Origin of the sequence: Salibacterium qingdaonense (genome assembly GCF_900114715.1) — a bacterium.
Lineage (GTDB): Bacteria > Bacillota > Bacilli > Bacillales > Marinococcaceae > Salibacterium > Salibacterium qingdaonense.
Window position 1 is genome coordinate 62,771 of the sequence record NZ_FOTY01000016.1, and the last position, 11,546, is coordinate 74,316.

General features: G+C 43.5%; 9 protein-coding genes and 4 tRNA genes. 12 read left to right on the plus strand and 1 reads right to left on the minus strand.

Annotated elements, in window-relative coordinates; genetic code table 11:
• The first annotated feature begins 82 nt into the window (after positions 1-82).
• From BM058_RS12300 to BM058_RS12355, 12 genes are all read left to right on the plus strand, one after another.
• A tRNA-Lys gene (locus BM058_RS12300) sits at positions 83-158 on the plus strand.
• Between the two features lie 122 nt (positions 159-280).
• Positions 281-355: transfer RNA gene (locus BM058_RS12305), tRNA-Glu, on the plus strand.
• Between the two features lie 293 nt (positions 356-648).
• Positions 649-724, plus strand: a tRNA-Asp gene (locus BM058_RS12310).
• A gap of 42 nt (positions 725-766) precedes the next feature.
• Positions 767-842 (plus strand) — tRNA-Phe (locus BM058_RS12315).
• Positions 843-1,059: 217 nt separating this feature from the next.
• Positions 1,060-1,767, plus strand: coding sequence for a response regulator YycF (gene yycF / locus BM058_RS12320; RefSeq protein ID WP_090927362.1), 708 nt, complete (start codon positions 1,060-1,062; stop codon positions 1,765-1,767).
• Positions 1,768-1,769: 2 nt separating this feature from the next.
• The gene (gene walK / locus BM058_RS12325; protein WP_090927347.1) at positions 1,770-3,593 is read left to right on the plus strand and encodes a cell wall metabolism sensor histidine kinase WalK; all 1,824 of its coding nucleotides are present in this window, start codon (positions 1,770-1,772) and stop codon (positions 3,591-3,593) included.
• Positions 3,590-4,921: a YycH family regulatory protein gene (locus tag BM058_RS12330; RefSeq protein WP_177195541.1), complete on the plus strand. Its 1,332-nt coding sequence runs from the start codon at positions 3,590-3,592 to the stop codon at positions 4,919-4,921. The genes walK and BM058_RS12330 overlap by 4 nt, the downstream gene beginning before the upstream one ends.
• A gap of 1 nt (position 4,922) precedes the next feature.
• Positions 4,923-5,822 carry a two-component system regulatory protein YycI gene (locus BM058_RS12335; RefSeq protein WP_177195542.1) on the plus strand — a complete coding sequence of 300 codons (900 nt, stop codon included), beginning with the start codon at positions 4,923-4,925 and terminating at the stop codon, positions 5,820-5,822.
• 14 nt (positions 5,823-5,836) lie between these two features.
• Positions 5,837-6,631 carry an MBL fold metallo-hydrolase gene (locus BM058_RS12340; RefSeq protein WP_090927350.1) on the plus strand — a complete coding sequence of 265 codons (795 nt, stop codon included), beginning with the start codon at positions 5,837-5,839 and terminating at the stop codon, positions 6,629-6,631.
• A gap of 76 nt (positions 6,632-6,707) precedes the next feature.
• On the plus strand, positions 6,708-7,949 hold the full coding sequence (locus tag BM058_RS12345) for a S1C family serine protease (RefSeq protein ID WP_090927351.1): 1,242 nt from the start codon (positions 6,708-6,710) through the stop codon (positions 7,947-7,949).
• 489 nt (positions 7,950-8,438) lie between these two features.
• A complete protein-coding gene (gene rlmH, locus BM058_RS12350; RefSeq protein WP_090927352.1) occupies positions 8,439-8,918 on the plus strand; it encodes a 23S rRNA (pseudouridine(1915)-N(3))-methyltransferase RlmH in 480 nt (159 codons plus the stop codon).
• A 125-nt stretch (positions 8,919-9,043) separates the two neighbouring features.
• Positions 9,044-11,200: an AIPR family protein gene (locus BM058_RS12355; RefSeq protein ID WP_090927353.1), complete on the plus strand. Its 2,157-nt coding sequence runs from the start codon at positions 9,044-9,046 to the stop codon at positions 11,198-11,200.
• A gap of 168 nt (positions 11,201-11,368) precedes the next feature.
• Here the strand turns inward: BM058_RS12355 and BM058_RS12360 are convergent.
• A partial coding sequence (locus tag BM058_RS12360) for an ATP-binding protein (protein ID WP_177195543.1) occupies positions 11,369-11,546 on the minus strand: 178 nt, incomplete at its 5' end.

The following is an 11,546-nucleotide window of genomic DNA, read 5'->3' on the forward strand; positions in this document are numbered from 1 at the left end:
TTTTTTTCAAAAAACCGGTTGAAAATCAAAAATCGACGTGATACTATTAATTCTGTCGCTGTAAACGATGAACAAAAAACGGGAGCCATTAGCTCAGTTGGCAGAGCATCTGACTTTTAATCAGAGGGTCGGAGGTTCGAATCCTCCATGGCTCACCATTTCAAAACAAAGGGTGTGCAGGATTCTCACCTACGGTTCCCCTGCAGCGGGGAGTTGTTACAGGAAGCTGCAGGACTAGCTTCGCGTCGGAATCCTTCATGGCTCACCATTTATTACAAACGGCCCGTTGGTCAAGTGGTTAAGACACTGCCCTTTCACGGCAGTAACACGGGTTCGAATCCCGTACGGGTCACCATTTTCTTTTTTAACTGAAACAATGAAGAACTGACACAGAAATCCGCCTCCTTGCTTTTGGAAAGAAGAAGCAGGAAGGTCGAGGAAACAAGAAAGTGGAGGAGGGAACGTACTCCAGTACGTGACCTGACGACACGAACGCAGTTGACGAAGAGATCCGCCTCCTTGCTTTTGGAAAGAAGAAGCAGGAAGGTCGAGGAAACAAGAGAGTGGAGGAGGGAACGTACTCCAGTACGTGACCTGACGACACGAACGCAGTTGACGAAGAGATTCGCAGCTTATTCTTTTCAAAAAGGGCCTGTGGTGTAGCGGTTAACATGCCTGCCTGTCACGCAGGAGATCGCGGGTTCGATTCCCGTCAGGCCCGCCATTTACTTACTATTTTGCCTTTAGCCAAAAAGGCATCATAAGAGGCTCGATAGCTCAGTCGGTAGAGCAGTGGACTGAAAATCCTCGTGTCGGCGGTTCGATTCCGTCTCGAGCCACCATCATTCAAAATAGAGAAACCCGAACGTCTGGCATATAGTCCAGACGTTTTTTGATAGCACAAAACAGAGAGTCAAGAGATTCAAACCATGATAACCCATCGTACTCCCCTATGTTACAATCATAGGTAGATGAGAAACAAACAAGTCGTCCGCCTTTTCGTTAAGGAACACGAAAAGAGACAGGCTGGAATTCATGCAGGAAACGGAGCGAATGGAAATGGATGAAAAAATACTCGTCGTCGATGATGAACAACCCATCGCCGATATTCTGGATTTTAATCTGAAAAAAGAAGGTTTTGAAGTCGAAGTAGCTTACGATGGAAATGAAGCATTGGAGAAAGTACACGAATTTGTGCCGGATTTGGTACTTCTTGATATCATGCTTCCTCATAAAGATGGCATGGAAGTATGCCGGGAGATCCGTAAACATTTTGATATGCCGGTTATCATGCTGACAGCCAAAGATGCCGAGATTGATAAAGTGCTTGGGTTGGAACTTGGTGCAGATGATTATGTCACCAAACCTTTCAGCAACCGGGAACTGCTTGCGCGCGTTAAAGCTAATCTCCGTCGTCTGCAGACGGCGCCGGAGGAAAGTTCATCGAAACAAAAATTGATTGAGATCGGTGGTTTAACGGTGGACCCTGATGCCTATCTGGTTTCTAAACGGGGAGAGGCCGTTGATTTAACACACCGTGAGTTTGAACTCATTCATTACCTGGCAAGACATATAGGACAAGTTATGACAAGAGAACACCTTCTTCAGGCTGTGTGGGGCTACGATTACTTCGGAGATGTCCGGACAGTGGATGTGACCGTCCGCCGTCTGCGGGAAAAAGTAGAGGATAATCCAAGCTATCCAATGTGGATTGTGACAAGACGTGGTGTAGGATATTACGTGAAGCACCCTGAACAGGAGAAGTAAGCATGAAATTGGGTGGTTTTTTTCAATCGATCCATTTTAAGCTCATCACCATTTTCCTCCTGCTTATTTTTATTGCGGTACAGGTGATAGGTGTTTACTTTACAGGGGAACTGCAGTCGCAGCTGGAAAAGAATCACAAAGAAATGATCCAGGAACGTGCGGATCTGCTGGAGTATAACGTACAGGAAGAGCTGACGAGAAGCCGGGACGAGGAGGAAGAACCGCTGGAGGATGATATCGACAACCTTCTTCAGGAATTCTTCTCCATTGAAGGGATGGAAGCCCAGGTTATCGGCCCGAACCAGCAGATTCTTGGGACATCAGAATGGAATGACCAGAATCTGGTTGGCCAGCAGAGCACCCGTGTCCGAGTGGATCGAGCACTTATCGGTTCACCGGTGGAGGATATTGTCCGAAGTCAGGATGGAGACCGGCTCCGTGTTGTCGCCCAGCCGATTGAACAAGGCGGGGAAATTATCGGAGCGATTTACATCGAAGCAAGCATGGAAAGTATGTATCAGGAAATGAACCAGATTAATTCCATCTTTATCAATGGAACTATTATTGCACTCGGACTTACCGCTCTGCTTGGCGTACTGCTGTCCCAAACAATCACAAAACCGATTGTTGATATGCGCAGGCAGGCCAGAGTGATGATGGATGGAGATTTCTCCAGAAGAGTAAGGGTGTATGGCCAGGATGAAATCGGACAGCTGGCTGAATCGTTCAACTCTCTGACATTGAACTTAAAAGAAGCTCACGCGACAACGGAAGGAGAGCGGAAAAAACTCAGTTCTGTCCTGACGCACATGACCGATGGTGTCATTGCAACAGATGAATTGGGACGTATCATTCTAATGAACAGAAGAGCTGAACAGCTCCTCCATGTAGACAGCAGTCATGTTATGGGAGCGTCTCTCCCAGAGCTGCTGCATTTATCAGAAACGGTGGCCCCCAGTGACTTGTATGATTATGCTGATTCCATTTTACTGGATTTTAGTGATGAAGACGAAGCACGTCTGGTGGAAGCGAACTTTTCTGTCATCCGAAATGAAGACGGTCCGGTAAACGGACTGATCACCGTTTTGCATGATGTAACGGAGAAAGAAACACTTGAACGAGAGCGCCGGGAATTCGTGGCCAATGTGTCGCATGAACTAAGAACACCGCTTACGACAATGAGAAGTTATCTGGAAGCGTTGGAAGACGGGGCTATGGAAGATGAAAACCTGGGACCTCGCTTTCTGCAGGTTACCCAGAATGAGACCGAGCGGATGATACGGCTCGTGAATGACCTGCTGCAGCTTTCTAAAATGGATAGCGATGATCTAACCCTGACGTTTGAAACAGAGGATCTCGGAGAGCTTCTGGAACAGATGGCGGAACGTTTTGAGATGATTACAAAGGACAGGAATCTTCATTTCTCCAAGATGATTCCGAACCAACCGTTATATGTTGACATTGATAAAGATAAAGTTATGCAGGTATTCGACAATATTGTTTCTAATGCGGTGAAGTATTCACCGGATGGGGGAACGATTACGATTAAGGTAACCCCGGGGCCTCAGACGGTTAATGTGGAAACCACGGATGAAGGTGTAGGTATTCCAAAAGAAAGCCAGCCTAAAGTCTTTGACCGGTTTTACCGGGTGGACAAAGCAAGAGCCCGCAACCTTGGTGGAACCGGGCTCGGCCTTGCGATTGCGAAAGAATTAATTGAATCCCACCACGGCTTTATTACGATCGACAGTGAATGGCAGCAAGGGACGACCGTTGCCGTGACACTTCCTTATTCAGCACTGGAAAAAGAAGGGGTTGTAGAATGAAAGAACGTATAAAATCCTGGGCCCTTGCTTTATTAGTAATGTTCAGTATGTTTTTGACGTGGCAGCTTTGGACATTTCAACCCAATTTCGCTCCTCTTAATGAATCAGCTGCGACTTCAAATGAAGAAATTGGAGAGGAACGGAGTTTGAATGATGTGATAGAACCGTCCCAGCTGGTTTTTCATGAGGGAGTCAGTTACACTGCTTTAAACGGAACCAATGATTTGTTTGCGCGTTTTTACGATGAACTGCTGGATTCCCAATTTCAAAATATGACGGTGCGGGAGAACGTATCCAGAGACAGTTTATATGAAGCACCCCGCACAGCAGAGATTATTTTTCCTGCTTCTGTTCCAGATGAGGTTCTGTCACAGATGTTTCAATTCGAGGAAGAGGATCCGGGTCTCCCTATTAATTCGGTCGATCGTATGATTCTTAGGGACCAGGGGGGCAATTCGGAGAACCTTCTGGTCACCTTTGCCTCCAACGAGGAATCTTTTGTACTTCAAGGGGAAACCACCTTCAGTATGTCATCGTTCCGGGAGAATTATATTCTGCAGATGGATGAGTATAAGCCAGTTTTTCCTTATGACCCCGGAAATCAGTCATCTTCGCTTGAAGTATTGTATCTGCCGGAAAATTCGGTAGAGTACAGCACGTTGTCGGATACATCGACGGACATTGATTATAATCAGTTTTTAAATTTATTGTTCAGTGATGCGGAGTATGTGGAACAGTACCGCCGTGAAAATGGGGAGGCCTCGTTTACAGACGGCAACCGTATGGTAAGTGTAGAAGAAAATGGGACGTATTTTCAGTACGTCAATCCGGTATACAGTGAGGGCACCTCCTCCAGTCAACGTCATGTGATTGATGCTACTTTTGGGTTTGTGAATTCCCGGGGAGGATGGACCGATGATTACAGGTTATATGACTGGCAGCCGCAGTCTGAGGGGCAGCATGCGACGTACCGGATGATTGTTTCAGGACTTCCGGTGTTCACATCGGGAGGTCCGGATATTTCTTCTATCAATGTGACGAGATCCGGTGGACAGATTTCCGAATATTCCCGTCCACTGTTTGAACTCGATGATTCTCCAATTGATGCAAGAGGTTCCATTGAACTGGCATCCGGCAGGGAAGTGGTTGAATACGCAGAGCAGCAGTTTGATCCTTCCTTGATTGAAGACATTCAGCCTGGGTATCAACTGGAGAAAACGGACAGCCTTGTTTTCCGATTTGAACCGAGCTGGTATGTTAAACATGATGGAGCCTGGTACCCGGTAGACCCGGATGACACCCAGACGGGCTCCACCCCGGAGGGATAACATGGACTGGAATCGTACGAAAACCATATTTATTATCGCCTTCCTGCTGTTAAACACGTTTTTGATGCAGCAGTTGTTGGAGCAGCAGGGCCAGAGTGAACTCAATGTGCGGGCGCAAAGTTCCACAGAGGAGGAACTTAATGCGAAAAATATAACCGTCACGGAAGAACTGCCGGAAGAAAGGGATGAAATCAGTCACATTGTCGGTGAATCCATAGATATTGAAGAAGAAGTGAGTCAGCAGGCCGGTGAAGAAAATGTAACGGCTGTGGATAATAACTTTGTGGAAGTAACCCTGGAGAATACGTATGCAGTGTCCGGTGAAGAAGACATTCAAAACTTTTTGGATCAACAGGTCTGGAACGGTTCCGATTACATGATTGAAGAGATAAATGAAGAAGACGGGCAGGTCCTTTTAAATCAGGTATATGAAGAGAAAGCAACCGTCACCTATGCTGAAAATCCACTTGTCCTGTTCCTTAATGATGACAATGAAATAGAAAGTTACCTTCAAAGTTATATGGAGTTTGAAGAAGGAGGAGAACAGAAAGATATGCTGTCTACGTACGGGGCGATAGACAGGCTGTTAACTGAAAATATTCTCTCTAATAATGACGAAGTTAATCAGGTGGAACTCAGGTATTATAGTCTCTTTGCGCCGGAAGGCTCCAATCAGGTAATGGCTCCGATGTACAGTATGGAAGTAAATGGAGAAAATGAGTATCTGGTAAATGCGATTGGAGGGGAAGTCCGAACGCTTCAGGAAGTGTCGGAGGACTCCGGTCCGGTTGAGAATCCTTCCGAAGACACAAGCCAGGATGAACAGTCCAGCGAAGAGAATGGCGACGAAGGAAACGGTGAAGAAAACAGTGAAGAAAACAATCAGAATCAGGAGCAGTAATTGGAGGACTTATCATGGCACTATCGTTCAGCGTACTCGCCAGCGGCAGTACAGGCAACGCTGTTTATGTAGAAACAGATAGACAGCGGCTGTTAATTGATGCGGGTTTAAGCGGAAAGAAAATAGATAGTTTATTCGAACAGATTGCCCGAAGCCCTTCAGAGCTGGACGGAATATTCATCACACATGAACATACCGATCATATTAAAGGAGCAGGAGTGCTGGCGAGAAAATATCAGCTCCCCTTGTATGCCAATCCAAAGACGTGGCAGGCGATGGAAAGCAGTATCGGGAGGATTGCTGCGGATCAGAAGTTTGTGTTTGAACAAAACGCCGTCCAGACTTTTGGAGATTTGGATATTGAATCATTCCCCGTCTCTCATGATGCAGCGGATCCAATGTTTTTTGTCTTTCACCATGAAGGAAAGAAATTTACTATCGCGACGGATATGGGATATGTGACGGAGCAGACAAAGGGATTGATCCGTAATTCCGACATGTATGTGTTTGAGGCGAATCATGACTTGAATATGCTCCGCATGGGACATTACCCGTGGAATGTGAAACGCCGTATTCTCGGCGATACCGGACACGTATCGAATGAAGATGCGGCAGCGGCACTGGCAGAAGTGGTCGGGGACAGAACAAGCCGTGTCTATCTGGCTCATCTCAGCCTCGACAATAATATGAAAGAACTGGCCCGCATGTCCGTCCAGCAGATTCTTGAAGAGGAAGAGTCCGGTGTCGGGTACACGTTTCATCTATATGATACAGATCCTTATGAAGCAAAACCACTCGTGACCCTGTAGGAAATATGTTTAAAAAGAAACAAACGGGACACGATAAAGGATAATTACGGAACATGGATGAAAGGTGACGACATGTATGGGGTATGACAACAATCATGGAAAGGGACCTTCACAAAGAAGAAAACGCCAGCAGAAAAGAATCGGGCAGGCGGCACTCGCTGGTGCTGTCATCGGAGCAGTCCTGGTCTTATTCGCCGTTCCTTTTCTTTATGAATCCAGTCTGTTTCCAGGCACGGGGGATGACAATCCCAAAGAAGGACTGGAAGCACAGCAGCCGCCTGAAGATATTTCATTTCAAGGAGAGGCCGAACAGATGCAGGTATCGGTTCAATCCGATACGACAGAAGCAGTCGAAAAGGTATCGGACGCGGTGGTTGGCGTGTTTAACCTGCAGCAGTCTGATTTCTGGGAAGAAGAGAACGGATCCGGTGCCAGTCAGGGAACAGGATCCGGTGTTATTTACAAAATGGAAGGTAACACGGCTTTTGTGGTGACCAATCATCACGTGATTGAAGGAGCCGGCCAGGTGGAAGTCAGCTTATCAAATGATACCCGGGTGGATGCTGAGGTTATTGGATCTGATGTACTGACGGATCTGGCCGTTCTTCAAATTGATGCCCAAGGAGTGGAAACGGCTGCTTCTTTTGGTAATTCAGATAACCTGAATGTCGGCGAACCTGCGATAGCAATTGGCAACCCGCTTGGTACACAGTTGTCCCGCACTGTAACCCGCGGCATCATCAGTGCCGTGGAACGCAGTATCCCCGTGGATTTGAACGGAGACGGCGAGTCGGACTGGAACGCGGAAGTGATTCAAACCGATGCTGCTATTAACCCCGGGAACAGCGGCGGTGCCCTCGTGAACATCAATGGACAGCTGATTGGCATTAATTCCATGAAAATCGCACAGTCGTCTGTGGAAGGTATCGGATTTGCTATCCCTACTTCGGTTGCTGTTCCAGTGATTGAAGATCTGGAAGCAAACGGCGAAGTAAAGCGTCCGCAGATGGGTATAACCCTCCGGTCTCTTTCAGAAATTCCAAGTTACCACTGGCAGGAAACACTGCAGCTGCCGCAGGATGTAGATAACGGCATATTTATCACCAACGTCGTTTCCGGTACGCCGGCAGAACAAGCTGGACTCAAGCGTTATGATGTGATTACAGCGATGAATGGAACACCCATCGCCGATGGTCACGATCTCAGAAGATATTTGTACACGAAAGTGCAGATGGGAGACACAATAACCATCACGTTCTATCGTGAAGGGCAGCAGCAGACGACAGATATGACACTCAATAACCAACGGCAGTTTTAAGCGTAAAGCCATTAAAAGCGTTGAAGAACGTTTTTGATGGCTTTTTTTATAGCAAACCGATTCGCTCGGGGTGCAGGGTAATCCTGCTTTTCGACTTCTCCCTTCCTTCGTCAGACGAATTATCCACTACTGCAGCCTATCCATCTTCAGCTGATCTGTGTTTAGACAGGGGATCAGTTCCTTTCTAAGGATGTTGTGGATAAGTGTGATGTGGTATAGTGAAAGATGAGATGATACCAATGCACTTTGCAAGTCCGGATTCCAGCGGAAAAACCCTTGGTGAAGCAGTGGAACAGACCGTGAAATTTTTTTATATAAATATACGAAACGACGGGGAGTATTCCACAACCTATACACACTTCAGCAGATAAGGTGTGCACAAAATTCAGAGGACTCCGCAAGTGCGGGTGTGAATATGTGAATAACTTTTGTGGATAAATGTTGTTTGAGTTGTGCACATGTGTACAACTGCAAAACAGGGGAGGACGTATGCAGATTCAAATCGTAAGTGTCGGAAAAGTTAAAGAGAAGTATATCAAACAGGGAATAGAGGAGTTTGAGAAACGCCTCGGTCCATACTGTAAGCTCACGATGGGGGAAGTGAACGATGAGCAGGCGCCGGAACAGATGAGTGAGAAAGAGAAGGAGCAGGTTAAGGAGAAAGAAGGAGAACGGATCTTACATAAAATAAAATCGGGCCGGCATGTGATTGTGCTGGATCTGGACGGAAAACAGTGGTCGTCAGAAAAACTGGCGGAAAAGATGGAGCAGTGGAGCCTTCACGGACAGAGCCAGCTCACGTTTGTCATCGGCGGCTCCAACGGTGTCAGCGACGCTGTACTGCAGCGCGCCGACGACAAACTCTCCTTTTCCAAAATGACCTTCCCGCACCAGCTTATGAAACTGATCCTGCTCGAACAGATATACCGCGCGTTTAAGATCCAGAAAGGGGAGCCTTACCATAAATAGGGGCGGTTTTTTTAATATCATTTTGTAAAACAGAATAAAAAAGTAATAAAACAAATAAGATGTAACCACTTTGAGAAGATCAAAATTGTGATATCATGGAATAAAATGCTAAGTAGGGTGGTTGCGTGGGTTTACTTGAGGTCAATCAAATAAAGAGCAAATTACAAGAAAACTACACAGGTATAATTGATTTAAGTGACGTAAAAAACGTTTCTCCAGAAGAAGAAGAGAAGTACTTTTTAACCAGAGCTCTAGCAGCTTACAGTATTAATATTTTATACCCGGCTGTTGAAAAGCAGAGTGTTGTAAATAGTATAGTTGATGGATCTGATGATAATGGTATAGATTTAATTTTTTATAATGAAGAAAGCAATGAATTATGCATGGTTCAATCCAAGTTTAACAGCACTGGTGCTTCCGAACCAAACCTTGGTGAGATTCAAAAGTTTACAACAGGGGTTAAAGACTTAATAAATTTTAAGTTTGATAAATTCAATCAAAAAGTAAATGAAAGAAAAGAAGAAATAATAAGCATTTTGGATAAAAGTAAACTTAAATTTAAAATTGTTTTAGCATACACTGCTTCAAATTTGTCGAAGCATGCGAGAAGAGAGTTTGAAGATTTACTTGAAGAATTAAATGATCTCAGAAATGTTGCAGACCTAGAGATAATAAATCAACAAAGGATACATACATTATTAATTAGTAATGGTAGCTCAAGAGTAATAGATATAGACGTGAATCTAACAGAATGGGGAAGGTATGAAGGAGATCTAGAGGCATTTTATGGTCAAATAAATGCCACTCAATTAGTAGAATGGTGGGAGAGTTATGGGAACTCTCTCTATGATTATAATTTAAGGAAGGTTCTTGGTAATACTAAGATAAATGAAGAAATGTGGGAGACATTAGAAACTGAACCAGAACTTTTTTGGTATTACAATAATGGAGTTACGCTTGTGTGTAAAGAGGTAGATAAAAAAAGGAAATTCGGTAGCTCAAGAGCCTTTGGGGAATTTGAATGTAAGGGGATAAGCATAGTAAATGGAGCCCAAACAGTCGGTGTTATCGGGAAGTATGGTCAGGCTTCTATAGAAAATAAAGAGAGGTTAGAAGATGTATTGCTTCCTTTTAGAATCATATCTATAGAGAGAGAAGATGAAGACGGGGAAACTTATTTTGACGAAACTTTTGCCGCTGATGTTACTACAAAAAATAACCGTCAAAATCAAATAGAGAACCGGGATTTTATTGTTTTAGATCCATTGCAGAAGAAAATAGAAAATGATCTGGCTATGGAAGGTATAACCTATCATTTAATGAGAAGTGAAAGTGAAGATGACTTGGATGACGATACAACTAATTTAAAAGAAGCCACAAGAGCATTAGCCTTTGCATCGGATATAGATTCTACTATAGTTGTAAGAAGAGAGATAGGTAATAAAATATTTTCAGATATTAATGATCCCCGTTATAAAAAACTTTTCAACCCTAGCGTAACTAGTTTTTATGTTTGGAATTGTGTCAATATACAAAGGTTAATAGATAATAGCACCGAAGAGGTTAAAAAGAACGTTGATGACAAAGAAAAAGCTATATTAACTTATGGTAAAGAAATAATTAGTAAGTTTATATTTGAAAAGATAAATAAAGCAAATATAGAGAAATACAAAATTCAAGAGAAAAAGGAATTAATAGAGTTCGACTTGAATCCTGAAATTGAAAAAGCACTTGCATCTATAAAAGAACATGTTGAATCTTATGATAAATCTATATCTAATATATTCAAGAGTCCAGGAGACATGAAAGAAATTTACAAAAAGATACTGGAAGAAGATCAAACAACTGGAACGCCTGTAGAAGCCGAAGGAGTTTTTGATATAAGTAGTGTTGAAAACCTTAGTAGGTTGGAAAGATTGCAGTTTTCTAATTTTATGAAGAAAATTCAACACGATCCATTGGCTAAGGAGTTTTTTGAGAACTGGATTTTAAATGTTTATGATAGTGAAAAGCATTCAATTGGATATAGATCAAATATTCATTTTTATTTAAATGAAGACAAGAAAGCAACTGACAAATTTATTTTCAGGATTGCATATTATACAAAATTAATAATAAGTTTTGAAATTAATATTTTTGATTCGAAATATACAAGTGTTTTATATCAGAACCAAGACTTTTTAGAATGGGCCAAAGAAAAAACGGATGATAAAAATCGACTTGTAGTAGATAATGAACATGATTTAAAAATGCTTTATGAAATAAATAAGTTTGTTATATAAGAAAAAGAGTCTGGGACATGAGTACGGCGGACGACTTTTACCACTTATGCCATCTTTTTTACCACCTTTTGCGGATAAATGTACCACTTTATGCGGTGCTTTTTACCACTTTCAAAAAACGGGTGAAACCAGTATTTTTGTGGTTTCACCCGTTTTTCATTATTGTTTCTACAAGAGAGCGTTGCTCTCTTCCTGTTCCTTTTCTTGTTGAACGCCAAAACGTTCCCGCATGGATACTTTTCCATCAAGAAAAATGTCATACGAATCATGGACAATACGGTCTAGAATGGCTTCTGCCAAGGTGCCGTCTCCCAGCTTTTCATACCATCCATCAATATCGAATTGG